This window comes from Megasphaera sp. DISK 18 (assembly GCF_001682955.1).
GTDB classification, from domain to species: Bacteria; Bacillota; Negativicutes; order Veillonellales; family Megasphaeraceae; genus Megasphaera; species Megasphaera massiliensis.
Genome location: NZ_LUGJ01000040.1, coordinates 1 through 25777 on the forward strand (window position 1 = coordinate 1; position 25777 = coordinate 25777).

Below are 25777 nucleotides of genomic sequence, written 5' to 3' on the forward strand. Positions count from 1 at the left end.
CTTTATTTATTTTGCGAAAAATATTATACCTTATCAAGACCAAAAAGATCGTCCTGATTATGTACCAAGCAAATCGTCACGGAAATGGCACGGCCATGTCTTATGTCAAACTATACAACTTACTTCCTGAAAGAAATTAAACGCCTTTTGCCGCATCGCTTCACGATGCGGCTTTTTTGCATTAGGGTAAAGTAATGCCAGCTATTTCCTATTTATTGTTCGAATGCAGTAAGGGCCAATCACCCCTACAAAAGAAATAACTAAAAATATAATAGTACTAGAAATAATCTGAGTTACTTCCACAAAACACCAACCTGCTACGATAAAAGCAGATATGATTTTAGGTGCAAACACATTGAATCGTTGGAACCACATCGATATAGCAATAGTTTCAAAGAAAATATCACACACCTCCTGTAAAACAAGTAAAAATGATTTAGCAAGGAGATTGTCACAATACACATAATTTATGTACATCACTACAAAGGATAAAATACTGAACAGTATTGCAACTAGAAACTCTGCTAGGTACGATTTTATATCTATTTTCTTTAATATGCTCCATCGACTGTTTTTATACGTTGCCACCACCAAGATCATGATGGTCACAAAAAAAGTAATCCCCCAAGACAACTCTTTCATAGATACAGTAATCATTTTCTTCACACTTTCTAAAAAGATTTTATTGGCACTGCTTCAATAAAATCATTACCATGATTTTCTACCTCTCAATAATTTAATGGATTACAGTCACGCCAATGTGCACTCCATAAATATATGAAATCAATACTCCAGTCGCTTAAAGAATTACCTTAATACTATGATATAAAAAATGCCATATCAAACTACTCCTTCAATTAAATTGATCCGGATTGTAAGAAAAGCGGCTGATTTTCTCGATTTATTTCATGAGTAAGCACGATAGTCCATTTAAAAGATCTATCGAAAATATATAAATCTTCCGGTAGAAACTTTCTATCACTACATAGATCGTTAAAAGTTAATTCTAAACAAGCATTTTTAGGGAATTTCCAATAGTCTGGAATTAATATACGGTCACAAGAATGAATATCCCAAAAAACAAGAATATCTTTTAAACAATTTTGATACGACATGATTTTAGCCCAATTAATCTGTTGAGGCCTTTTTAGACAATCCCATAAGTATCCTGTATAACACCATCCATCAGAAAATAATTTTAATTGGTTTATTTTATTATAGTATTCACAAGTAGTATCAACAAAAGTATTAATATATTGTTTCCTGTATTCTTCAGTAATTGACGGTTCCAGTATTTTCACTCTATTTTTGAACGCTTCAAAATCCATATTTTCATTTACCTCTTTACTAGGAATGATGCCCTTTTTACCATTTCTGGTACCGTAATTGATATGAGGAGATGTATGCAGACTATTTTCTCCAACCGTATGCCTTTTTCTATTCTTTAGGTTCTAGGTAAAATATAAAAATCCAAAAAAGCTGGCATAGCTAATTAACACAGCTATATGAAAATAAAACTCCTTCATGTCTTGTTTAGTAGTTTTTAAATACCGTCTTCTTCCCAAAACACAAGTCGCATACCAAAGAAATAAAAAGCTAACCATACAAAAATAGGACCAGTCTTGATATTCTGTACCTGGATTCATAAATATTACATAAAACATATTTAATAAAGAAAAGACAAATCCAATATTAACCAGAAGAAAAATCTTTTTAGGCGTATATTCCAGAAGTATTTTTTCTTTAGGATTTAATCCAACCTTTAAAATATAGGTTTTCACAATATAAAATATCATCATCACCAAACCAACTAAAAACAAGCTTTCTCTCGAACTCATTTTGATTCACCCCTTTTCTTAGTTTTTTCTCTCTCTTTATAAGAATTTAGACACACCCGTCCCTACTCCAATAGAACTCTCCAATTTCTATCCCCCATCGCATCCGCTTTCTATTCTTTGAATTTGCCCAACTGATTCTCTACAACACAGACGATGGACATTACATTTTTTCAAATGCTTACTTAAAAGGCACCTCTCACGATCTAAAAAACGGTGCACAATTTCTAAATAAACCATTTCTTTAAAATAAGTACCAATAAAATGATAGTAAATATTTAGCAGAATCCTTTGATATCCTCATTTCTTTATACCAGTCTGAGCAGCACGGGTTGCTCAATTTTATCAATTTCATTTACCCCTTTTCCCCATATGAATTCAGTTTCTTCCCGATAAGTATGAAAACGTAAATTTAAAAAAAATGGATCTTCTGTAATTGATAAATATAAACAAAACACTTTATCGGGAAAATTCTCTTTTAACCTATTTCCCCATATTTCCAATACATTCATAGCAACTGACAACATATCTTTTTGTTCTTCCTTACTGTATAGTTCTTTATAATAAAAATCGTTAACAGATAAATCATTAATACACCACTCATAGCCTGTTTTATCCTTATGAAACTTTAAAATTCGCTCCCAATCAGAAGTTGAAAAGTTTTTCATTCTTTTTAAATCTGTTTTATTTCTAAGAAGAAAAACACAATCATTTATCTGATAAAACTCTCTCTGAATTAATGGAAAAAAGTGTGAATTTTTATCTACTGTCATTTGGGACTCGATTTTAAAGTCGTACAACCATTTATTCATTTTATCATTATAAACGTACACATTATCACGCTCCTAAGGTAGCAGTCCATTTAAGAGGACGGTTTACCTTTTAAATAACCCACTCTTTCAAAATAAGTACAAATGCAAGTATGATGATGTACTTAAGCATATCTTTTGCATCCCCAATGAGCTCTTTAGATTTTTCCTCTTCCATAGACTAGAATAGCACCTCCCAAAAACACCAAAAGCATTATCCATAGTGCATAATCAATAAAATAATAAAAGGAGAAAATAAGCCCGGGCAATGAGATTCCTGAAATAATACAACCTCCAATAAAGGGGACGCTGTATTGATAACGATGTAAAAATTCTTTTCGAAAATCTTTACGAAATACCTTGACTACGCCCCATCCAAAATATCCTACGAATGCAAAAATGATTAGTCCGTCTTTTATGTCATGAAGTGAAATCATGTAGAACCCCTCATCAATTTAATAAATCAAATGCTGTTTATTAGTGCTGCAAAACAATTTTCTATATTCTTCCATTCCTGCTTAAATGAGCGGGAATCCCTAACTACCCCGATACCCCTATTTCATGGCGTGAATCTGATCGTTCAGCATCTCACAGCCTTCATAAGGTTCTAGGTAAAATATAAAAATCCAAAAAAGCTGACATAGCTAATTAACACAGCTATATGAAAATAAAACTCCTTCATGTCTTGTTTAGTAGCTTTTAAATACCGTCTTCTTCCCAAAACACAAGTCGCATACCAAAGAAATAATAAGCTAACCATACAAAAATAAGACCAGTCTTGATATTCTGCACTGGGATTCATGAATATTACGTAAAACATATTTAATAAAGAAAAGACAAATCCAATATTAACCAGAAGAAAAATCTTTTTAGGTGTATACTCCAGTAGTATTTTTTCCTTAGGGGTTAATCGAATCTTTAAAATATAGGCCTTTACAATGTGACAGATCATTATCACCAAGCCAATTAAAAATACGATTTCTCTTGAACTCATTTTGATTCCCCTCCTTTTCTTCGTTTTTTCTCTTTCTGTATAAGACTTTGATTCAACAGATGAAAGTATCCCTACTCCGATTCCGACAATCCCGTCGTCACATTATCCCCTGCTTCACGGTTATATCATTCTGCCTGACAAATCAGGCTAATATCTCGACCGGCTGCCATGACGAACGTACTGTCATCAACGTTGTAATCATGAATATTTTCCTATAATACTACCGCATTTTGCTTGATCCAGAAGACTACCATAAACATACACATCAAGATTACAATAATCCCACCAAAAATAAAAAAAGGCTTATAAGAACTCTTATGCTTTACGTCATTTATCTTGATTAATTCCTTGTTTTCATATTTGATACCATATCCTAATAATATCATTCCTATGCCAAAAAACGCACCTCCGAATAGTAAAATAAAAATAGATTGAATAATCTCTAACATTGAACAATACATGATTAATGAGCCAACCAAAAGGAACAAATATGAACTGAGCTTAAAAATTCGCTCTTTATAATTCACTTTTTTATCTCGCAAAATTTTTTTCCCAAGCCCCAAAAGAAAAACCACCATGGCAATGCCCGTAACTGCTATTCTCAAAAAAGATCCCCATCCATTTTGAGACGCTATCAAAAGATTAATGTGCTCCATTTGTATTCATCTCCGTTTTCTTTACTTCATTTCTTTTTTGATCATTTTCTAAGTAAGACTCTTTAATTTGGATTTCATATCGGTTTCTGCATCCCTAACAATCTATATCTTTTAAGTTTTTAAAGAATCTGTTTTATTGTGTTTTCGTAATAATAAAACACAAATCACTGTAATGGATAGAAAAAGGAAAAAAACTGGAGCTTCTTCAATGAAACGAGATAGTATCCATAGGGCTATACAAACATATCCTAAGTGTATTTTTTCAGACATGTAAAAACACCGCAACCAAGACGTTATTAATAAGATTTCAAATCCATAGCTAATGACAATTTGAAAAATCATTAAAATTGGGCTAAAAAAGTTGTTCTCTAAATATAGGTATCGAAAAATATATGCAGCTACATTTAGCAACCCCAATAAAACTACGCAGCAAATAGATTTTATAAACTCGGTAAGTGTAGTCCTTTCATAAATATCAAAAATATTTTTCTTATGTTGCATCAAAAAAATATTAAAAAAAATGACGATATAAATTACTGCTTTTATTATTGTATATTGATTAATAGAAATCACGTTTTCACCTTCTCTCTCATTATAACTAAGTAACAGCTGCCCGAAAATGAAAAAGCTCTGCAAGCCGCGTGTTCATACGAGTTGCAGAGCTTTTAATTTCAAGAATAAAATGATTTGAGTTCGATCGTTTGGTTGCTTTCGCTTTTCAACAAGGGAGCTTAGTTTCACTATTCATTGCGCTGCAGAAACGCTTACACCCGTTTTTCCATAATCGGCGGATAGACCTTTTCAAAATCGAGCAGGATTTTCAGGAGTCTTTCATCTAAAAACATCAGTGTCTGTTTTCTCAGTTTTTCGGAAATGCCATAATAGGCTTCGGCTACGCTGCCGCAGATGGCAGCCAGGGTATCGCTGTCGCCGCCGATGGAGATGGCGTTGCGGATGGCGTCTTCAAAATCATTCGATTCAAAAAAGGCCATGAGGGCTTGGGGCACGGTTCCCTGGCAGGTGGCATCGAATTTATATGTCGGTCGGATGGCATCGAGGGTGAAGTCCATGGGATAGTAGTTTTTATCGATGACGTCTCTGATTTCTTTTAAGCCGGCGCCGTTTCGGGCCATGTAGATTGCCACGACGGTGGCTTCGGCCCCTTTCAATCCTTCGGGATGGTCATGGGTGACTTCGGTGATTTTCCGGGACAGTAGTTTTGCTTCATCCAGATTTCGAGCCGCCCAGCCTGCCGGACTGACACGCATGGCCGACCCGTTTCCCAGGCTGCCGTAGGGTTTGGGATCGACGGCGAATACCCAGTGTTTAAAGCGGCCGCCGTAGCCGCAGTTCGGATATTTCCTCCCCAGACTTTGCATATAGTCTACGGAAAGGTCGCCCAAATCGCTATAATCATCCTTACTGTCTAAAATTGCTTTGGCCAAGGCCAGCGTCATGATGCTGTCGTTTGTCGGCCGGGACTTATAGCTGAATAATTCAAACTCCTTGGTCTTAATGTTATGCCATTCAAAACGTGAACCGACGATATCTCCTATGATTGCGCCTAACATGAAATCACCTCACGAATCTTCTGTACTGTGCTAAAATAGCCGTCCCTCCCTGCGATGACTCCCATAGTTTTTCCATGGGATCTCGCATGAAAAGGGCTGTCATACTCAAATGCTGGCAGCCGCAGCATTTCCTGAATGCCCGAACCGGTTGGCATCTTCCAACATCGCCGTCCACAAAAGCCATATCCCCATTCGCCTTTCCACGAGGCCCGGCCTTTGTGAACTTTTTTCTTAGATTCGAGCGGCAGCCTTCCTTCCGGGAGACGATGATGTTTTGTTCCATCGTCTCCCCGGACCGAAGCTCCCCCTCGATGAGGGCATGCGAAAATGAGCCTCGCAGCACGGAGGCTCATCTTTATTATAGATTATCTTGCCATTCGGCTTCTTTGAATCCTACCAATACCTTATCGTCGCCGACTAATAAGGGACGTTTGACCAGCATACCGTCTGTCGCCAGAAGATCATACTGTTCGTCTTCGCTCATGTCGGCCAGTTTATCCTTGAGTCCCAATTCCTTATACTTGAGACCGCTGGTATTGAAAAACCGTTTGAGGGGCAATCCACTCTTTTTGTGCCACTCGCGAAGCTCTTCGGCCGTCGGGTTATCGCCTTTGATGTCGCGCACGGTCACGGACACGCCGTTGGCTTCCAGCCATTTTTCCGCTTTCTTGCAGGTAGAACAACGAGAATAGCATACAAATGTCAATTCACTCATAAGTATCACCTCACATACCTAATAATTTCGACAAATCCTTCAGAAATTCCTGCTACCTATCATAAAGAGGTTATCGATTCCAGCCGGCCCTTTTAATGGCCTTACGGTATCTTTCTTCTTCCTCTAAGAGTTCGCTATATTCTGTCACCTTATTGTAGAAGGTCGCTTTTTTCATCCCCGACCATTCCATAAAGGCTTTGGAAGAAAGTTTCCCGCCTTTCCAATCGTCATATTTCTCATCCCAACCGTCGGGAAAGTCAATGCTGGGCCGTCCGGCATTTCGCGGACGAAGTACCAAGGGATGGTCCGTTTTTAGTGTTTTTTCAAGCATTTCAATGATCGTCCCGACGATGGCTTGGTTCAGTTCCAATCCGTGTTCATATGTCATTTTCAAGTCACAAGAAACGAGACAGATGCCCTTTTCCATAATGTTCCGCAGCCTTTTAATCGTATCTTCTGCCGTTTGTCCCAAATCATCCATGCCTTCGATAAAGAGAATATCATGAGCCTGGCCCCTTTCGATGACCTTATCGAGTTCTTCGTGCTTACGGTCATGTTCCGTTACGACGAAAACTTCATCGTCAGCCCCAGCAATATGGGCTGCCGCATCCCGGACCGCCACGCCGTCTTCGGAAAATTTTTTGTATAGATAGAGGCGTCTCACGCTCATCACCTCCACTCCCTATTTAAAAAATTTCCGATACCACGAACCTTTGAAGCGAATGCCGATCCTTTTTTCCAATTCATCTCGATGGAAGACGATCATCCAGCCCGTCTTGGTCCACATGGGGGCTTCTTTCATTACCTCTACGGGCATGACGGCGGCCCAGGACTGAAGGCGGCGCATGCTGGCTTTATCAGAACCCGTTTCAATCGTGACCGTGTTTTGATCGATTTCAAAGGCCTTTTTATTCGATGCGTACATCTCTCTGATTTCCCGGAAGGCGTCGGCCGTGATATACGAGGCATTTTCCGCAAAATCGTCTCGCCAAGTGAGTCTTCTGAAGTAATCCGGTGTTTCAAAGCCAAAATCGTGTAGGATTTCGAGCAGCGTTTCTGAAGACAAGGGCATGATGTCCGGATACCAATCATCGGGAAGGGCAGCCCCTTCGTCGGTCTGCATCTGATCGATGACGGTCCATATTTTAGGAATCATGCGTCGGATATATTCACAATATAACCCATTTCCCAGCCTTGAAATCAGACTGTTGCCGGCAGAAAGCCAAGCCGTTTGGTCGGCATCGGAGGGAATCGTCCCTTCGGGATCGAGAAAAATCATTCGCTTGCGGAGCTGCATATCCGGATCGGTGACATCATTCGAAGCAAAAATAAGCAGCGGCACCGTATCGTTTTGCAGGACTTCACAGATCTGTTCCGTCGTCTTGATGGCCTTTTTCATATGTGCCAGGTAGGCATTATCGATTTCATCGATGAACAGGGGGACGCCCTTGCCTTCTACCTGCAAGGCGACGGCAGTCTTACTGGGACATTCCTTGGCCGCCAGGACTCGCAGGTTCTTCTTGCCCGTCATTAATTTCAAGATGGCTTTGACGAAAAAGGATTTCCCCGTACTGGAATGGCTGGAAGAAATGAGAAGATACAGGGGCAGACTGGTCGTACCCTTGTTAATCAGTCTGGCTTCGCAGCGAAGGCGAGCAAAGAAGGGCGAGGCAAACATGGCATTTAAGAGCTTATAGTAAATGTCTTTTTGCTTTTCCGGGGCCGTGCCGACGAAGGAATTATACTTCTCAAAAATCGCCAGCAGATCTTCGATTTCGGACTTCACTTCCGCTTCCGGCGGATTCAGATTCACCGTTTCTCCGGAAATGTTCAAGGACGAATTGTTATAGTCGAAGGTGATTTGCGGATACTTTTCGACAATCTGTTTGATATCGGTTTTGCGTATGCTTGCTTTTTGCGCATTGACCTCTATCTTTTCGACGATTTTGGCATTGAGTTTGATGACGCCGTCTTTCGCCGCCCGGACACCGGTATCCTTCAAGAGCTCAATATATTTTTCTTTGGCCTGATCTTCGCCCATGACGTATTGATAGTTGGTGAGGACCATCTGTTCGTCTTCTGCCGGCGTTTGCAGGATGACGGCCTTCTTCGTTTCCACGACTTTCTTTAAGACGGCATTGGCGTCTTTGGGGCTGTCCGTCTCTTCGGCAGCAACGACCTTATAAGGAATGTCGGCTGACATCTTCCACGCCGTCCGGAATTCCTTGAAGTAGGCCTCATAAGCATTCGGTTCATCATAAAAAGCGACGTTCTCCATTTGGTCGGCGGACCAGGCTTTGCGAGTCATATTGGCCGACGTCGTGATGACCCGGGTCCGTCCGTCGTCACTGCGAAGGAGGTATAATTTCCGGTGGTCCAAGACATTGATTGAGCTGTGGATGACCAGATTGCCGTCTAACATGTTTTGAACTAAGTTGCTGTATTTCCGGATTTCCCGGGCGGCAACGTCGGCCCCTGCCAAAATCTCGGCTACTTTAGTCGCCGTTTTCGTATCTTTCTTTACCATAAAATCGGCACCGAGGAGGATTTCCCCATATTTGAATTTTTTCATGAGCCAATCAATCATGGCGACATCATATGAAAAGGTGATGACCCTGATTTCATCAAACCCGTTGAATAAATCATGGACCGACATCTGTTCAACACTTACCAGATGGTTCTTATAACAGCGCAGCAAAGCAGGCTTCTTTACAGCGCTTTCCTTCACAGCACCGTCGTTTACGGTACTGTCATCGTCAGTGAACAAAGAGAGCTGCGGTTGTTCGAATTCTATTCCCTTATCTTCGGCCATAGAGGCACTCCTTTCTAAGTTGGACTTACGATTTCGATACATCACGAAAAGTATAGCATTCGTCTAAAAAATAATCAATTATTTTTAGACAGAAAATCAGACCTGCATCCATATAAAAAAGCCCCCTAACATCGGATCTGAATCAATCTGACGTTAGGGGGACCATTTACCATAAAGGCACGGTAACATTTACTGAATCACTTTTGTTTCACTACCGACGCCGGAAGATCTTACGGGGCGGAATTTCACGCATCATCCAATAACCCGCTCATTTTCTGTCGGATGGCTGACAGTTTTTCCTCCGCTTCTTTCATATCCTCGGCTAATTTTCGATACTGTTGAGCCATGGCCTTTTGCTTTTCTTTCGACAAGATGGGAATGCGGACTTTCCGCAGGTCGCCGATAGCGATGTTTTGGATATGGCTGCCTTTGGCCCAGTAATTCAGTTCACTCAAGCCCAAGGCGCTTTGCAGGTAAAGCATGAGGTAGGCCGGTTCAATGGCATCATCCTGGCAGCGCAGGATATAGACGTTGCCCGTCACCAGCACCTGTTCATCCTGAACGTCGTCGGCCAAGGCCGTTTTAAAGGGCGCCATTTTTGACAAGAGGATGTCGCCTTGCTGCAGGCAGGCCGCTTCCCCTCGCTCAGGCAATTCTTTTAAGTAGGGTAAATCAGTGCGGATGCGGCCGTTTTCAAGGTCCTGGACCATCAGATAGCGATAGGCCGTCGGCTCCGAAATGACCAATTCGTCCAAGAGGCCGGCACCGGTCACGAAGCCCCGCGACACGGTGCACACGTCATCGACGGTCCACGCCTTTTCCAAACGGGGATCGGTCTTGGTCAGGTAGCGCTGAGGCTCCAACACATAGCCATTAGCGGCCAACTGGGCCATGGAGAGGCGGCAGCTCTGTTCCGTATCCGTATCGTAACAAGCGAGGATGCTTTCGACATCCTGATCGGTCAAGACGTTCTGCCGCCGTTCGGCCTTGAAAAAACTCGTCCCATCTACCATGCGAACGCTCTCGTTGTTTTCACTGAGGACCAGCAGGTAAAAACCGATGGCACTGTTACCGAGCAGGCGTTCCGGCAAGGCGATGACCCCTTCGATCCAGCCGCGGCGAAGGAATTCCTGACGGACTTCTCTGTCGACATTATTATATAAGCCTTTGCCCGGCATCATGACGACGGCCCGCCCGGCCGGGGCATGCCTCATGGCAGCCACGACGGCAAAGACCCATTCTGCCGAAACGCTGCGCTTTTCCCCGAAAAAGAAGGAGCTCAAAGCCGGATAATTGCGGACTTGATCGGCCAGATCCCGGTACCGTGGCCGAGCGGGAACGCGGGAAAAGATTTTATTCGGCTCTTTGCCTCTGGCGATGGTCGCCGGTTCCAGTACGTCGCCGCAAATATGGGTAATCGGAAGTTCGGCCAAGACCGTGCGCAGGACGGCGCCGACATAGGATTTCTTATCTTTTTCTACAGCCGTACAGGTAATCCCCGGAAAGGCCTTGCACGAGGCCAAGGCAAAGTCACCCAAGCCGGAACAAAGGTCGGCCAGTTTGTCGCCCTCTTGCAACTGCAGAAGACGTCCGGCCAAGGAGGTCACGCCGGCCGGTGTTTCCGTGAACGAAAGGGACCGATAGAACGGCAGCGACGCCAGGATGTCGGCCACATCGTTTTCACGGAGGCTTTCTGCCGCCTCGAAGAGGATCGAGCTGTAGCGGGAAAAGATTCCCTTCAAATAAGTCCGCACCGTCCCGTCCCATGGCCCTTCGTCCAAATAGGCCAGCAATTCATCGGCCGACTGCCGTTGCTGAAGCCATAAGACGAGGGCGAAAAAGGCCAACTCGTCAATGCCGTCATGCCGCTCAAGGTCGGCCTGCATCATCTCTTTGACAATATAACGATACTCCCTGACCCGCTGCATCACACATCCCCCCTTTTCAAATAGACCGGATGAACGCCCTGCAAGGGCCGCATGTCGGCTTCATAGATCGTCAACTGACGGAACACCGGCCGAGCCAATTCCCGGACGGCAGCCCAATCTGCCGGCACGCCTTCGTTCATATCGAAGTCCAAATACGAACGAGGTTCTAACGACTCATACATGCGAGTATAACCCGGCACATCTTCAAAGACCTGGGGATAAAAAGCCATGGCCGCATCGAGAATCATATCCGGATCATTCGGTCCCTTGGGGACGATGACGTCAACCCGCTGTCCCCGACGCTTAAAGCCCCGAGCCACTTCAAACCACATGCGGCTGGAAACACCGCGCCACAATTCAAGCTCGATACCATTGATCCCGTCGTAACCTGCATGACCAAAGAACACACATTTGTCAAAACCAGCCATAATTATCGACTCCCTTCGATGAATATCCGTTTGTAGTATTTTCTATCTTTCTTTAATCATATTGTAACATATTTTTCTATATTATCAAATGGTTTTTAATAACCTTTTATAAAAGTAGTGAAAAACAAGCAGTCGAAAAGACTGCTTATCTCTTTAATCTGAAAACCGAACGGATTGCTCGGCAATCTACTTCCAACTGCTTTTTAGCTTCCCTCTCTTCATGATGCACATCACAAGTAATAATGTACGACACGATGGGATACAGTAACAAAAAAGCCTGGGTTAATATCTTTGCATCATTAGGGACTACTTTTCCACGATGAACGGCGTTACAGCGAATACTATAGAATCTACCCATTAGTTTTGTTCTAAGTGACACCTCTCGACTGTTAATCCCTCCTCTGATTAAATCGATTGGCCTAATTCGTAATATAACTTTTATTTGCCGTATCGCATCTTGCCAATAGTCGTCGGATTCGAGTTTTCTATTGCCATCTCCAATTTTTAAATCTAAACCATATTTCAGCGATTTATATCGATCCATAATGGTCCATAAGAAAACATAGGCCATCTGCATTTGAAAAATATTTTCGTAAAGGGACTCTGAAAGTATGGGAATCCCATTTTTCGTACCCCATCGGCATTCTACCAACACATTGAAATACATTCGACGCAAATAGTTCATGCCTTCCCCCATTAAAGGATCGTCACGACATCTCCAATCCGCTAGATATCCCTCAATGGGCTCAGCACCTGGGATTTCCTCATTAATCATATCATTGCCAGAATATACCAAGATATTAACCGATTTTTTCTGTCCTTTTTGAAAGACTCTAATAGGTTCCCATCGATATAGCGCTGGAGGCTCCATGTCGCTAATGACCTTATACGCCCTTTCCTGCTTCGAGCGATTAAATGTTATGATAGCTCCCATTACTTTATTTCGTTCATTTTCTCGATCATCAAGCCGTAATATAGGTACTCCGTCTTTTTCATAAAAACGACCATAAACATAGGCTTCTTCGGCCTGACCTTCACTATATGGACTAATTTGGTTGTAAGCTAATTCATTCGGCTTAAAAAAGCCATAGGCAAAAAATGGCAGACTCGTATTTTGTGGAACAGACAATTTATCTCTATCCATGAGACACCTCTCGCTTTCCAAAATCATCAAAACCGAAATCAGTTCTCTGTCGATGTTCTTTAACGGTCACTCTTGGCGTATTGTTTTTCTATTTCTATAAACCTTGCATGCGGGAATCCGTGTCAATCAGTTCAAACAGATTGGCCAACTCTTTTTCATAGAGCCAACTTATCGGCGCTACGATTAACATCGTCCGTCCCTTCCTTTCGAAAACTCCACGATGTCATCTTTCTCCGTTGACACCGTCTCTATTCACGTACTATATTATTAGTAGAAGAAGCGATATCGAGAGCGGTTTCGGACGTATCCTGAGGGGCCCTGTTGCCATGATGTTTCCCGGTATGCTTCTTCTATTTTTTATTTCCATGAAGCTATCGTTCTTTTTCCGTTCTCTTCACGGGGACGATCCGTTAAAGAGTCACATTTCCATAAGTGATATCTTCTATATGATAGCGTCAAAATCCTGCCGGACACTTGATTTTCCTCGATGATTCTTTTCGGGAAATTCAAATCTCTTCTATCTTATTCCTAAAGTAAATGGAAGGTCTCAAGTTCTCCGTCGCTATTGAATCGTGATAGCAAGCATGCTATCATAGCCTAAGACATGATTCGATCTAAGCCCGTCGCGATGATTATCTGCGCCGGAAGGAGGAACAGCCATGAAGACATGGGAAGATTATAAACATCATGTGAAAGATATCAGTGACCAAGATAAAAGGAATATGGAAGAAATCGAGGAAGCTGCCGCTATTATCGCTGCTCTTATCAAACGGCGGCAAGAACTGGGTCTCAGCCAACGTGCACTGGCCGATCGCTGCGAGATTCCTCAATCGTCTGTCGTTCGCATTGAAACGATGAAAACGCGGCCGAAGTTGGATACGCTAATCAAGATTATACAGGCTCTCGATTTAAAATTGAAATTAACCGTCGCTGCTTCATAGCATACCAATACCAAGCCCTCAAGTCGGAATTCCCGATTTGAGGGCTTCTCTTTCGATATAGGATAAAAAAAACACCGTCACAGTTTCGGCTGCGACGGTATTTCTCTATACTTGCCTTCATTCCCAATCGGGTTTCCTTCCGGATGAGGCTCGTTCGTAGTCTTCCTCACTGTAGAGTTCCGGTTCGTCCTCCAAGTGATGGCTGATGGTGAAGAACTGGATCCACATGTTCTGGGCTTCGGCAAAGCGTTCCAGCTCTTTCCGGGCGACGTATATGAGATTGTCTGTACTCCATTCGGGATGAGGCAGAAGCTTCAGGAGGGCCTTTCGCAGCTCGTCCTTACGCCAGTAGGTGGCGTGCATGGCGTACTGGTCTTCCCGGAAAACGGCGTTTTTTGTCAGGAAGTCGAAGATGACGTCCGGCATGGGCTGTTCTACCCGGGCGTAGACGACGTAATCCCAGGGGAAATATTTCCGGTAGACGTCATTGGTCCAGGCGCCCTCCAGGGCAAGTTCTTCGGCGTAGTAGTAATAACGGCTGTTGGGGGCCCATTGCCTCAGGACTTCATCCCATATGATATTTTCCGGAACGTAGGCCGACTTCGTCTCGAAGGCCAGGACTAACGTCCCGTCTCCGAGGCTGCGGTACGATTCTTCCGTGATTTTTCCCCTTACGGCACCGCGACCGCCTTCCGTGCCGGGGTACAGGGCGTCGACGATATGGGAAAAGTTCTGTTCGTAATATTCTTTACTGGAGTAGTAGCGAGTTTCCGCATCGGCCTCTTCAAAGGGGTGGCGGGCGAAGGTTTCCAGCAGGCGGTTTCCCATATACCGGATTTCCGCCTCCGGCCCTTCAAAACGATATTTAGTGTAACAATTATTGGCCATGGTATGTCTCCTTTCAGCGAAGTTTCCCCTTTTGGCGAAGCTCTTCCAAAGCGGGGATGAAATAACGGTGGTGGTCCGGTTCCAGATAATGGATCCGGAAAATGTGAATGAACGTTTCAAAGAGCCCGGTCATCCGCGACGTCATCAGCTTCGAATATACGACGTCGACCAAGTCGTCCATGGACAGCTCCGGATGCGGGACCAAGGTCAGAAGTTCCTGACGCAGCTCTTCCCGCTGCCAATGGGCGTAACGGGTGATGTGTGGGGGCTTTGATTTGTAGAAGAAATTAGCTTTGTAATCGTATTGAAGATAGACCGTATGCTGTGTGAAGATCCGGCGCAACCGCTCCGGCGTATACGGTGAAATCCAGGCTTTGACGATATAATCGCTGGAAAAATAGCGGTGCTTCAGGTCATTGGACTCACACCCGCAGCCATAGTCCAAATAATAGTAACGGCAGTGCGGAGCCCACCGGCGAAGCATGAGGTCCCAAAGGTCGAGGCAGCTGTCGCCGTCCACCTGCACTTCCATGGCCCACTTGCCATTACGCAGCTGGCGGCAGGCGTCAGGGTGAATGTCGCTGCATACAAATCCTTTGGGAAGGATATCCTCGGGCCCCTGCAAGGCCTCCCATATGCGGCTGAGCCCATGGCGGTCAGCATCTTTTTCAAGGATCAGATGAGATTGAGTTTGGAAAATGTCGTTGAGGCGGGTCCGCAGCGGGAAAATCTCATACCCGGGACCCTCGAAATAATAACGAGTAAACATTTGCATACCTCCTGTCGGAAAAGACAAGAATGGCAAAAAGTACGCAAAAAAGGCGCACGTATAGAACCATTCTTTGTAATAGTTCTAAAACATGCGCCTAAACAGTCAATCATTCGGCTTCGATTAGTATATCTTGTTTGAGACAAAAAGTCAAGCAATACAACAACTTCCGGACATAGGAATCAGCTCCTACATCCGGAGGTTGTTTCACTTCCTGCTTACTAATCGTCATAATAATCGCACTGGCGAGAATCCTTGGCTAATCACCTAGGAGGTTTCAGTCCCCCTATGGAACAAACTCCTTTTTCTAAAAAAGGAGTCCAATTAAATCCGGGGATTTGGGTAATACGATGTACTGACAATGCTGGTGTACGTACTAAGTAAATAGTCTCAGTCCCCTTACGGGGATTTAGGTAATACGACTTGAGGCCGGCTGGTTTGTGCACACCCACTACGACGAGTTTCAGTCCCCCTATGGAACAGGCTCCTTTTTTCTAAAAGGAGTCAATTTAACTCCGGGGATTTTGGTAATACGACATAGCAGTATCACTGGCGCGAATCTTAGGTTAGTCGCCTGAGTTTCAGTCCCCTTACGGGGATTTGGGTAATACGACTCTGTCCCCCAGTACCCGCTCTGGGAACGGAGTCGTCTGGTTTTTCCCGCTAAAACCGGTTTTCCTACAGCTAACATATTACCTTTATTTATATTTAGTATACTTTTTTCGACTTATTCTGTCAATTGGTCAAAGTCGCTATCCCCTCACGATTTAATGCCATCGATGTCTTCCATTTGCCGCAGCAAGTCGAGGACCATGTCTTTTATCGCCTCGGTCGACAAGGAATCTTCGTCATTAGCATGGTTGATGCGATTCCGTTCCATCCGGATTTGGAAGTAGGTGTAGAGGATTTCCAAGGTCGTCTTAGCCGGCCGTCTGTAATCGGCGCTGCCGTTATTGATCATGCGGAAGTAATGAACTTGACGGTTGTGCCACCGATCATCGCTCATATGGATGCCGGGAATATTTCCGTCATGAATATACTCGTCTTCTAAGCATTCATCGGTCAAGTTCTCCCCAGAAATCGCATCGTCTTCCAGAATCTCAGTCGTCTTCGAAAAAGCGTCCTTTTCCGAAGTTTCATCAGACGGCTTTTCTTCAGATAGCCGATTATTTTCTGACGCTTCCTCAAGCAGGCGTTCTGTGGAAATCGTAGCGTCTCTCGAACTTTCCTCCATCCCGGAAATTACGTCGCCTTCAAAAGTTTCCTCACGCCCGGAGGAGAGGTTGCTTTCTAACGTTTCGTCAGCGGCCTTTTCTTCAGAAGGCAGGTCATCTTCTCCCCCTTCATTGAACCGCAGCAGGACTTGAAACAATTCATACGGTGCCATTTTCAGGAACTCATAGACGTCCCCCATGGCACGGGTTTTAAAGTATTCCTCCGCCGTCTGATGAAAGTCCGGATCTTCTGCGGCTTGGCGGTACATGGCCCATAAGGTAGCATGGATTCTCGGCAAATTTTCTTGTAGCTGCGCCTCTGTTAGCCGACCTCTTTTCAAATCGAAGAGAGCTCGATGGCCGGCATTCAATTCTTCCAGCAAAGGCACCATAAACTCGGCATCATCCTTGAAAAACTTCGAGACGGAAGCGACTCTCCCGGAGCATTCAAAGACTCTGACCATGGTCCGCATCCGTGATTCCTGTCGCTCCCAATCGGCCGGTCTCAATCGCTCTTGCCAATACTGTTTCCGGGACACGACACGGTACCCCTTGAAGGTAAGTCTGCGATATTCCTTCCGTGGAAACTCAAGATCTTTTTTCAAGGACGCTTTTTCTTTTTCCTTTGAAGGAACTTTACGGGCTTCTTTGGCCGGCGTTTCGCTGTCTTTTTTTAAGGAAACTTGACCGGCTCCCTTCCATTTCCCGGCCATATAGCCATTCACGAAATGCTGCTGCCACGTTTGGTAATTGGCTTTTTGACGATTGCAGTCGGCGATGATGGAATCTTTAAGGGGATAAAAAATACGCCGGCTTACGATTTCACCGGGGATCCATTCGCTGCACAAGGTCATGGCTTGTTGGAGGTATCCCTTCTCGACGCACCAGCGGATGATATCGAAGTTGGTAAAATCTTCTTTCAAGAGGGACCCGTACTCCGATTTAAAGACTTCCAAGATGCGCAGAAAGATTTTTTCCTGCAGGGAAACGGCACCGGCCTGTTCAAAGTTACGCAAGGCTTCCTGCAGTTTCTTGGCCAAGGGCGCAATTTTCCCGGTCCGGCAGATGCGGACGGCATTGGTAAAATCGCGCATCGTTTCCAGGAGCATCTTCGTTTCTGCCGTCTGCTTCGCCCCTTCCATATAGGCCATGATTTCACGGGTGCTGCCGAAATTGATGAATTCGTCGGCGCCGGAAATGAGGTTGAACATACGGTAGATATCATTGACGTTTTCGACCTGCTGTTCATAGCGGTTGGAATAAAGGACGCCCATCGTCCGGATGCCGCGGTATTTCAAGAGCTGCATGACCGACAGCATCATCATCGAGGCATGGCGAAAACCACCGGTGAAATCGGCATGAAGGGCCACCTCTTCCGGCTTCCACGACAGTTCATCCATGAAGAGCCGGATGGTATCGGCCATCTTGAGGACCTGCCGGATACTTTCCTCAGTCTGGCTCCGTTCATCGTAATCGATACGGATGCAGTGGGCGGCAAAGGATCGAATCCGTTCGAGGAATAGGTCCTCATGGGTCATCGTACGCTCATCGCCGACGTCGTCGATATAGCATATTTCTTCCTGCGTCCGCTTCGTGGAAAAGTAGAACAGGCAGTCCAGGCGCTCCCCCTGCTTTTGTAATACATCGGCAGTCCGGCGAACGGCCGATTCGTTGGTCTGAACACAGTATATCATCGTCCCATCGGGGTTGTTATAACGAGAAACGGATAAGGTACGGTCAGGATTCAGGTGGACTTCACTTAAAAACAGCAGCATGATATGCTTCATCGATTCATTCCCCTTTACGGCAGACTTCGGCCTCCGTCGTCACGGTCACGACAAGATCAGCGAAGTCATTTTCAAAATATCGCGGCTTCATTCAGGAAAGATGCCAAGGCCAAACGCCATAGACATCACATAAACTCAATAGAATACATGTGATGCCCCGGCGTATGCCTTTCTTTTCTACGGCCCGGAACTTCGGCCTCGATTGCCATCGGTCCCTTCGGCGGTCCGAAGGTCAATACCTTTTCTGCCAGCAGTCGTTTTCGAAAGGATTCAAAAAAGGACCAGACCCGTATTTCCTTCACACGGCCAAAGAGGCCATTTTCCTCGAGCCGCGGTTCGTCGTACACATAGATAAGATCGATTCGATGGTCATAGATATGGGCCACCGTCTTTTTATCGCCGGAGGCGACTTCAATCCGTTTCGCTTTGTCGGCGTAAGTGATTTGAGGACGGGGAAATATCTCGCAGGCTTCTTTAAAGGACGCAGTCTCTGCCAAGTCTTTTAAATTGGTAATCGTGCAATCGGAGAAATTAAAGGTATATCGCTCTTCTATCAGGATAATATCATTCGTAAAGGACGTTCCCATGACCTTTCCACTCCCTTCTCAGACGAAATAAAGACACGACAACCTCCGGACATAGGAAGCGGCTCCTACATCGGGAGGTCTTTTCAGTCCCCCTATGGGGAATCGGGTAATACAACGCAGTAGCCGTGGCACGAATCTTGGGGTAGTCACCGTATCCGTCCCCTTACGAGGAATTAGGCAATGAAGCCGTCAACGTATTACCCTTATTAATATTCAGTATACGTTTTCCACCATCTCTTGTCAAATAAGTCAAATCCCGTCTCAATCAGACAGTTAAGCCGATTGTTCCGGTGCTGTTTGGACAAAATCAGCGGTCACGCAATTCCAAGTGTATATAATTTTGTGATATAATGGTGATATGAATAACGAAGGAGTGGATCTTACATGGTAGCAGCAAAAGAAGCATGGAACGAACGATACCGGATCGAATCGAGGTTTCGGATTCCGGAACAATCCCCATCGTCAACGAAAATCTACAAGACGCCTGACGAAGCCTTAGCCCAGGCAGCGCGAGACGTCCGGGAATACATCGTGCTCGTCGATTTAAAAACAGAGAAATCGATCGGTCTGTTGTTCGAAACGGAATATGACGCCGTCATGTACGCTGCGAACCATTAGAAAGGAGGGTGACGGATCATGGATACCGCCGCAATTCAAAAGCATATCAGTGAGGATAATTGGCATGGCATTTTAAAAGCAGCCGACTGCACGACAAGTATGGTGTCGCCGGAAATTCAAGCAATGACAAAAAAGAAAGACGTCCCGACCTTATTAAATGTAGCCATCGCCTACGGTCAGCTCAGCAATCTTCGCGTGATAAAGAAAAAAGTACCGGGAAAGAAACGGGAATTTAACGTCCAAGAAGCCAATGACTGTTTCCAACATGCCATTGCCTTGTATCGGCAGATCTTAAGCATCGACGAAAAAAACATTATGGCCCTGCAGTCCATGGCCTACGTCTTCTATAAATACATCATTGCCTATTTTGGCGTCAATAAAAAAGAAATCGAACAGATGAACAACGTTAGCCTCCTCGAGTGCTTTAAGAACATGACCGAAATCTATGATACCCTGTTCAATCTCCCCCTGCTTCCGCCCGTATCCGAAATAAAAGCCCGCTATCGCCGCGGTAAAGCTTGGAGTGAAGTCTTATTCGCGCCAAGATCTGCCTCAGGCAGCACCATCATCGACACCCTCGGCTTGTCTTTTTACACCGTCCGCCGTCAAGCCATCGCTGATATGATGCGGGTGTTAACGCTGTACGCTGCCCTCGAAAAAAAGAAGGATTTGGATGCCGCTTATAACGTGTACATCAAATCACTCTATACACTGGGACGCCTGTACGAGAACTCCGTCTACGACAACGCCTATTCGCCGATACAAACAGAAGACGGTGAAAACACGACCATCTTCAACGAATTCTTGAAGAACCCGGAACAGGTCGACCTTACCAAATATCGGCCGGCTAAAAACCTCGACTATCTCGAAAAGGCCGAACATTGTTTCCAAACCATATTAAATGCCTATGACATCGAACGGTACAGCTCCATCGATATGAAGAAACTGGCTCGGGAGTCGAAATATCCCATTTCGCCACGCGATCTTTTCTACCGCTTCGGCACCTTATACGCCAAATGGTTCCTGATCAAAGCCATTCCCGAAAAAACGCGGCGGACTCAGCTGAGCAAAGCCTACATGGGTGTGTACTTTTTCTTCTTGGCCAACGAATACTGCCTCTGGCGACAAAAAATGAATTTGCCGACACCGGCCTTCGGATACATTACAGACCGCCTGAATAAACTGCTGCAGGCAGCGGCCATCGACTTCCATAAGGACGAACATATCAAAAACATGTTGTCTCATTTCGATACAGTCCTCACAAAAATCGAGCTGCCGCGCTAACCCCCTGCCGCTTGGTGAATAGAAGATAAAGGAAACGGCTCGACAACTTCATCAATTTAAGATATAATGAAGTTAAGAAGTCATACTTGGTCATACTATCATCTCCTTGCCCAAGGAGGAAAAAGGGAGTCAGCCGTTGCTGGCTCCTTTTTTCATGCCCCAAAGACAAGGCCCGCCGATACCATGTGTCGACGGGCGTTTTTGCATTATAAGCCAAAATAGTTTGAATCCCTAAGATTTGCTGATACAGCAGTCTCAGGGATTTTTTTGTTATTCAGCGCCGCCTTTTATTCTCCGGTTGTATTGCTCCCGGGCCAGCCAATTTATTAATTTCGTATTCAAGGCGTCGTAACGGCGATAGATTTGCTGTAATATACGGCATTCTTCGTCCACGGCTTTTTCATAAGCCACGACTTTCAGATGCTGCTTGCGAACACTTTTATCCCACAGGTATCCGCCGGCAGCAATAGCCGGTACGGCAAAGGTCGTTCCCAAGGCGGCGACACCACCGGCAATACCGAGACCACCGGCTGCCAGGGATCCGCCGCCAAGATGGGCTAAGGTTGCCCCGGCCGCTGCGGCGCCATGGAGGCTGGCAATGGCCGTACCTGTCGAAGCCGTCCCCAAGACAGCCGTTCCGCCCAAGGCAGAGACGGCGGCAAGGGCTCCGGCTGCGGCGCCTTTAAATAAGAAAGAGCCGTCTTGCTGAAGTTTACAGTCCGGAAATTCTTTTTCTAAGGCATGAACAATGGGATAAGGAATTTCCCCGTCGGTTAGTCCATAGCGTTTGCAGAGCCCGATTAGGGACTGCGTTTTTTCGATAATAAGGGACAGGCGGCTGACTTCCCGTTGATATTTTTCAGTTGCCGCCTGCCAGCGACGCTGGTTTTCCTCGAGGAGCTTCTTTGTTTCCAGACAATGCTTCACTCCCGATTTAGCTTTATCAAGGCCGACTTCCGATGCCTTCTTCACACCCAGACCGGCCATTTTCAATAACCCCTTTCCCATGCTATCCCTTCTCTCTACAAAACGGTATCTGAAGCGGTAAATAAGTGGCGGGCAAAGTCTTCGATTTGTGAGCGAATCCATTCCCGCAGCGTTTGATTCTGACAGTTCTTGGAAATGACCTGCATATATTTTTCATATTGATAGATCCATACCTGGCGGGCCTCTTCCTTAAAGCGGCATCCGTCGGCTAAGGTTTCAAATTGTTCCGGCGAAAATATCTTTAAATTAGCGGCCCGAAAGACGAAGCGGTCAATCACGTTGGAACGAAAGAGTTCCATGAAATCAAAGACCAGACTATCCCTCGTATCCGAATTACTGTGAAAGAACCCGAGCCGGCAGTCCATTCCCGCTCCGGCAATGGCAATGCGGACTTCGCGTTCTAAAAACGTATACCCGTAACTGAGCATGGCATTGATCGGATCTTTTGGCGGGCGGCGATTTCTCCCGTTCCAAGGCCAAATATCAGTATCGATCATAAAGGGCACGCCTTGAAAATACGTTCGCGAAGCAATTCCCTCAAGACCGCGCAGCACTTCAATGTCATTTGTTTGGGAAATTCTTTTGGCATAACGGGCGATTTGCTTGGCTAATTTCAATAAATCATCATGATACTTTGATTTCGCATAACTCTTCAAGAGAGCTTGCTGATTTTCCAATTTTACGGACAAGACGCTGCGAACCAGTAAAATCTGCTGCGGCTCTTGAGAAAAATACTGCATTTGACAGAAACTCCGCTGCAAACTGCAGGGCAGATTTCCTAAGACACCGACAACGTGTCCCCGGAAGTCAACGTAAATGATGGGAATCCGATGTTCTAACAAGGCATAGACAGCTTCTGACGTAATCTTGCCGCCCTTGTTGACGACGATTTGCTCGATGTTTTGAATGGGCAGGCTCTTATGACTTCCATCGGCACCGCCGATGAGCAGGCGATCTCTGATTTTCCGCAAGTAACTGCCGGACGAGAGCAAGTAGAGGACACTCATGACATCCCTTCTTTCAGGCAATGATACAATACGTTTCACTTTCAATGGCCGTTCCGATGGTCTTCATCTTACTTTCGCAGCTCCGGCACAGGGGAACGATAAGAATCGTTTTCTTGGAAGCGTCGTGTGTCAAGACAATGAGGCGCTTATGGACTTCGGCCATACCCTTCTCCGTGTTTTCGCACATAAAAACACTGTACTGGATACGGAAAGCAAAGCCTTCTAAATACTTGGCGACCTTGGGTACGAAGCTTCGTATCCGCAATGTCATAGCAAATAAGATACCGCATCGATAGTACCACCTCCATGACCTTGAAAAAAACATAAAAAAATCAGGACAAGTTTTCACTTATCCTGTCAGACCCCTTACGGGGATTTTGGTAATACAACTGCTCTTGTACGTATTAAGCAAATAGTCTCTCCGGAGGTTTCAGTCCCCCTATGGCACAAACTCCTTTTTTCCAAAAAGAAATCTAGTTCCGAGGATTTGGGTAATACGACGGGCGTTATTAGTATTGCTGGTTAAACTTGTTATGCGGTTTCAGTCCCCTTACGGGGATTCGAGTAATACGACTACAAAACGTAGCTGATGAAGATGATGCATTAGTCATTTCAGTCCCCTTACGGTGATTTGGGTAATACGACCTAATAAAGTAAGATAACTAGCGTATTTAAGCCAACGTTTCAGTCCCCTTACGGGGATTTGGGTAATACGACGCAGCTATCCTCTCTATCGTTTCTATTTCTATCGTTGTTTGTTTCAGTCCCCTTACGGGGATTTGGGTAATACGACTCTAGCGGTAAAGATCGAGGAAAGGATTCTGTTTATCGCGTTTCAGTCCCCTTACGGGGATTTGGGTAATACGACCTCGCCGAAAAAGAAGCGTACAAGCTTAGATATGTACGGTTTCAGTCCCCTTACGGGGATTTGGGTAATACGACTTCCGACGTCAAAGCTTCCGTCGGCGTTCTTTGCCGTCAGTTTCAGTCCCCTTACGGGGATTTGGGTAATACGACGCGATTAAATAATGTAGTCATAATAAACCTCCTGTGTTTCAGTCCCCTTACGGGGATTTGGGTAATACGACTGATGGATCACCTCCTTTCATGCGCGAACAAGACGCCTAGGTTTCAGTCCCCTTACGGGGATTTGGGTAATACGACCGTTTCCTGATTGATTCGCCAATACTCAAGATTAACGTCGTTTCAGTCCCCTTACGGGGATTTGGGTAATACGACTCTGTCCCTCAGTACCCGCTCCCTGACTGGGCTCACAGGCGATTTTTTCAAACCTCGGGCTTTTTTCCCCTTTTTCGGGGACCCGGGTGAAAAATAAAATTTGGGCAGTGTCGTTTTTTCCCTTAGTTACGCCATTTATAGCCGTTTTTGAAATTTTCAAACCTCCCGGGGTTTTCGCCCCAAAATCGGTTTTCTTTCGGCTAACGTATTACCCTTATTTATATTTAGTATACTTTTTTTTGACTTATCTTGTCAATTGGTCAAAGCCCCTTTCACACTGGGAATTCATCCCCTAGGCGAAAGATGATTTTCCAGTCTCTGCAGTAGGTTCGATACTAAATTTTTGACTTCCTGCGTCGACATCGTATCTTCGGCATTGGCGTGATTGATATTGTTTCGCTCTGCCCGGATTTTAAAGTAATCGTGCAGAATCTCTAAGGCCCCTTTCGTCGGCTGTCGATATTGAACGATGCCGTAAGCGATCATTCGCAGATACTGTTTCTGTCGGATATTCCAGGCAGCCTCGGAGGAATATAGTCTCGGTACTTGTCCGATAGGAACGGGAATGTTCTTTTCGACGTCTTCCGTCGGTACCGCTTCAGCCGGTATCAGCTTGAGGAGCACGTCAGACGGTGCGTAGGCTAAGTAGTTGCAGATACGCTCCAACTTGCGGCGCTTGAAATAGTCCGTCTCCGATAGTTGGGACGATGCATTCACATCTTTGGTATACATAAAATGGAGAATATCATACGTTCTAGGGCAAATTTTCTTTACCGCTAAGGCGTCGATACCTGTTTTTTTCATATCTGCCAGTACCTTCGATGCAATAAACAGGTCATCCAACAGGGGCTTTAATTTAGCCGTCGCTTCAGGATATTGCTTGGCAATACGGTTCATCTTGTCATTCTGTCTAAACCGCAAGATAACCTTACGCAAATCATCTTCTTCACTGGGAGGTGAATTCTTCCGGCGCGAGTTCGTCGGCGTATAGGTATTGATGAAATAATGCTGCCAGCTCTGATAGTCCCGCTTCCGTCGCTCACATTCTTCCCGGATCACGGGGCGGATAGGCGTAAAAATCTGAGCGTCGACGATGGCTTCGGGAATCCATTCGCTGCACAAGGTCATGGCTTGCTGGAGGTATCCTTTTTCGACGCACCAGCGAATGATATCGAGTTTGATGAAATCTTTTTTCAGGAGGGATCCGTATTCCATTTTAAAGATGGCTAAGATGCGCAGAAAAATCTTTTCCTGCAGGGAAACGGCACCGGCTCGCTCGAAGTTTTGCAAGGCTTCTTGGAGTTCGCCTGCCAAGGGCGCAATTTTTCCGGTCCGGCAGATGCGCACGGCATTGGTAAAATCGCGCATCGTTTGCAAGAGGATCTTGGTTTCTGCGGTCTGATTCGAGCCTTCCATGTAGGCCGTGATTTCACGGGTACTGCCGAAGTTGATGAACTCATCGGCGCCGGAAATGAGGTTCTATAATAAATGTTGGGGTCTTGTGGACACTCCTGTTCACAAGACCCCTTGTTTTATATAAAATAAGACATATCCAACACTGCCA

24 protein-coding genes and 1 CRISPR repeat array are annotated in these 25777 nt (G+C 45.1%); of the genes, 3 read left to right on the forward strand and 21 right to left on the reverse strand.

Annotation, left to right across the window (positions count from 1 at the left end; genetic code table 11):
• Positions 1–201: 201 nt before the first annotated feature.
• The 13 genes from A0U42_RS09090 to A0U42_RS09165 all read right to left on the reverse strand — a co-directional run bounded on the left by A0U42_RS09090 (position 202) and on the right by A0U42_RS09165 (position 12892).
• Complete coding sequence (locus A0U42_RS09090) at positions 202–657, reverse strand: hypothetical protein (RefSeq protein WP_065360707.1); 456 nt, start codon at positions 655–657, stop codon at positions 202–204.
• Positions 658–857: 200 nt separating this feature from the next.
• A complete protein-coding gene (locus tag A0U42_RS09095; RefSeq protein ID WP_065360708.1) occupies positions 858–1328 on the reverse strand; it encodes a hypothetical protein in 471 nt (156 codons plus the stop codon).
• A gap of 123 nt (positions 1329–1451) precedes the next feature.
• Positions 1452–1838, reverse strand: coding sequence for a hypothetical protein (locus A0U42_RS09100; RefSeq protein ID WP_065360709.1), 387 nt, complete (start codon positions 1836–1838; stop codon positions 1452–1454).
• 305 nt (positions 1839–2143) lie between these two features.
• Positions 2144–2668 (reverse strand): hypothetical protein, encoded by a 525-nt coding sequence (locus tag A0U42_RS09105; RefSeq protein WP_065360710.1) that lies wholly within the window; start codon positions 2666–2668, stop codon positions 2144–2146.
• A gap of 583 nt (positions 2669–3251) precedes the next feature.
• Positions 3252–3638 carry a hypothetical protein gene (locus A0U42_RS09115; protein ID WP_065360712.1) on the reverse strand — a complete coding sequence of 129 codons (387 nt, stop codon included), beginning with the start codon at positions 3636–3638 and terminating at the stop codon, positions 3252–3254.
• Positions 3639–3850: 212 nt separating this feature from the next.
• Positions 3851–4294 carry a hypothetical protein gene (locus A0U42_RS09120; RefSeq protein WP_065360713.1) on the reverse strand — a complete coding sequence of 148 codons (444 nt, stop codon included), beginning with the start codon at positions 4292–4294 and terminating at the stop codon, positions 3851–3853.
• 764 nt (positions 4295–5058) lie between these two features.
• On the reverse strand, positions 5059–5865 hold the full coding sequence (locus tag A0U42_RS09130; protein WP_065360715.1) for an ADP-ribosylglycohydrolase family protein: 807 nt from the start codon (positions 5863–5865) through the stop codon (positions 5059–5061).
• A 358-nt stretch (positions 5866–6223) separates the two neighbouring features.
• Positions 6224–6580 carry an arsenate reductase family protein gene (locus A0U42_RS09140; protein WP_255304158.1) on the reverse strand — a complete coding sequence of 119 codons (357 nt, stop codon included), beginning with the start codon at positions 6578–6580 and terminating at the stop codon, positions 6224–6226.
• A gap of 70 nt (positions 6581–6650) precedes the next feature.
• A complete protein-coding gene (locus A0U42_RS09145) occupies positions 6651–7250 on the reverse strand; it encodes a hypothetical protein (protein WP_065360717.1) in 600 nt (199 codons plus the stop codon).
• A gap of 12 nt (positions 7251–7262) precedes the next feature.
• Entirely contained in the window at positions 7263–9392 is a 2130-nt protein-coding gene (locus tag A0U42_RS09150) for a phospholipase D family protein (RefSeq protein WP_065360718.1), read from the reverse strand.
• Between the two features lie 245 nt (positions 9393–9637).
• The gene (locus A0U42_RS09155; RefSeq protein WP_065360719.1) at positions 9638–11320 is read right to left on the reverse strand and encodes an N-6 DNA methylase; all 1683 of its coding nucleotides are present in this window, start codon (positions 11318–11320) and stop codon (positions 9638–9640) included.
• On the reverse strand, positions 11320–11748 hold the full coding sequence (locus A0U42_RS09160; protein WP_065360720.1) for a hypothetical protein: 429 nt from the start codon (positions 11746–11748) through the stop codon (positions 11320–11322). The genes A0U42_RS09155 and A0U42_RS09160 overlap by 1 nt, the downstream gene beginning before the upstream one ends.
• Before the next feature lie 145 nt (positions 11749–11893).
• Complete coding sequence (locus A0U42_RS09165; protein ID WP_065360721.1) at positions 11894–12892, reverse strand: hypothetical protein; 999 nt, start codon at positions 12890–12892, stop codon at positions 11894–11896.
• Between the two features lie 659 nt (positions 12893–13551).
• Here A0U42_RS09165 and A0U42_RS09170 point away from each other — a divergent pair.
• Positions 13552–13833 (forward strand): helix-turn-helix domain-containing protein, encoded by a 282-nt coding sequence (locus A0U42_RS09170; RefSeq protein WP_065360722.1) that lies wholly within the window; start codon positions 13552–13554, stop codon positions 13831–13833.
• A gap of 117 nt (positions 13834–13950) precedes the next feature.
• On the opposite strand, the gene A0U42_RS09175 is transcribed toward A0U42_RS09170, so the two are convergent.
• The 4 genes from A0U42_RS09175 to A0U42_RS09190 form a co-directional block, all read right to left on the reverse strand.
• Positions 13951–14721: a hypothetical protein gene (locus tag A0U42_RS09175; RefSeq protein ID WP_065360723.1), complete on the reverse strand. Its 771-nt coding sequence runs from the start codon at positions 14719–14721 to the stop codon at positions 13951–13953.
• Positions 14722–14734: 13 nt separating this feature from the next.
• Positions 14735–15490, reverse strand: coding sequence for a hypothetical protein (locus tag A0U42_RS09180; RefSeq protein ID WP_065360724.1), 756 nt, complete (start codon positions 15488–15490; stop codon positions 14735–14737).
• A gap of 760 nt (positions 15491–16250) precedes the next feature.
• Entirely contained in the window at positions 16251–18491 is a 2241-nt protein-coding gene (locus tag A0U42_RS09185) for a TM1812 family CRISPR-associated protein (protein WP_065360725.1), read from the reverse strand.
• 125 nt (positions 18492–18616) lie between these two features.
• Positions 18617–19078, reverse strand: a complete 462-nt coding sequence (locus tag A0U42_RS09190; protein WP_065360726.1) for a hypothetical protein — start codon at positions 19076–19078, stop codon at positions 18617–18619.
• Positions 19079–19462: 384 nt separating this feature from the next.
• Here A0U42_RS09190 and A0U42_RS09195 point away from each other — a divergent pair, with 384 nt between their 5' ends.
• Both A0U42_RS09195 and A0U42_RS09200 read left to right on the forward strand, forming a co-directional pair.
• Positions 19463–19696 (forward strand): hypothetical protein, encoded by a 234-nt coding sequence (locus A0U42_RS09195; protein WP_065360727.1) that lies wholly within the window; start codon positions 19463–19465, stop codon positions 19694–19696.
• Between the two features lie 18 nt (positions 19697–19714).
• A complete protein-coding gene (locus tag A0U42_RS09200; RefSeq protein ID WP_065360728.1) occupies positions 19715–20980 on the forward strand; it encodes a hypothetical protein in 1266 nt (421 codons plus the stop codon).
• Between the two features lie 270 nt (positions 20981–21250).
• Here A0U42_RS09200 and A0U42_RS09205 read toward each other — a convergent pair whose 3' ends face one another.
• The 4 genes from A0U42_RS09205 to A0U42_RS09220 all read right to left on the reverse strand — a co-directional run bounded on the left by A0U42_RS09205 (position 21251) and on the right by A0U42_RS09220 (position 25686).
• Positions 21251–21988 carry a hypothetical protein gene (locus A0U42_RS09205; RefSeq protein ID WP_065360729.1) on the reverse strand — a complete coding sequence of 246 codons (738 nt, stop codon included), beginning with the start codon at positions 21986–21988 and terminating at the stop codon, positions 21251–21253.
• 14 nt (positions 21989–22002) lie between these two features.
• Positions 22003–22974: a CRISPR-associated endonuclease Cas1 gene (cas1, locus tag A0U42_RS09210; protein WP_065360730.1), complete on the reverse strand. Its 972-nt coding sequence runs from the start codon at positions 22972–22974 to the stop codon at positions 22003–22005.
• 13 nt (positions 22975–22987) lie between these two features.
• A complete protein-coding gene (gene cas2, locus A0U42_RS09215) occupies positions 22988–23245 on the reverse strand; it encodes a CRISPR-associated endonuclease Cas2 (protein WP_065360731.1) in 258 nt (85 codons plus the stop codon).
• Positions 23246–23512: 267 nt separating this feature from the next.
• Positions 23513–24213: direct repeats of the CRISPR family, unit length 36 nt; unit sequence GTTTCAGTCCCCTTACGGGGATTTGGGTAATACGAC.
• A 285-nt stretch (positions 24214–24498) separates the two neighbouring features.
• Entirely contained in the window at positions 24499–25686 is a 1188-nt protein-coding gene (locus A0U42_RS09220) for a TM1812 family CRISPR-associated protein (protein ID WP_083122500.1), read from the reverse strand.
• Positions 25687–25777 lie beyond the last annotated feature (91 nt).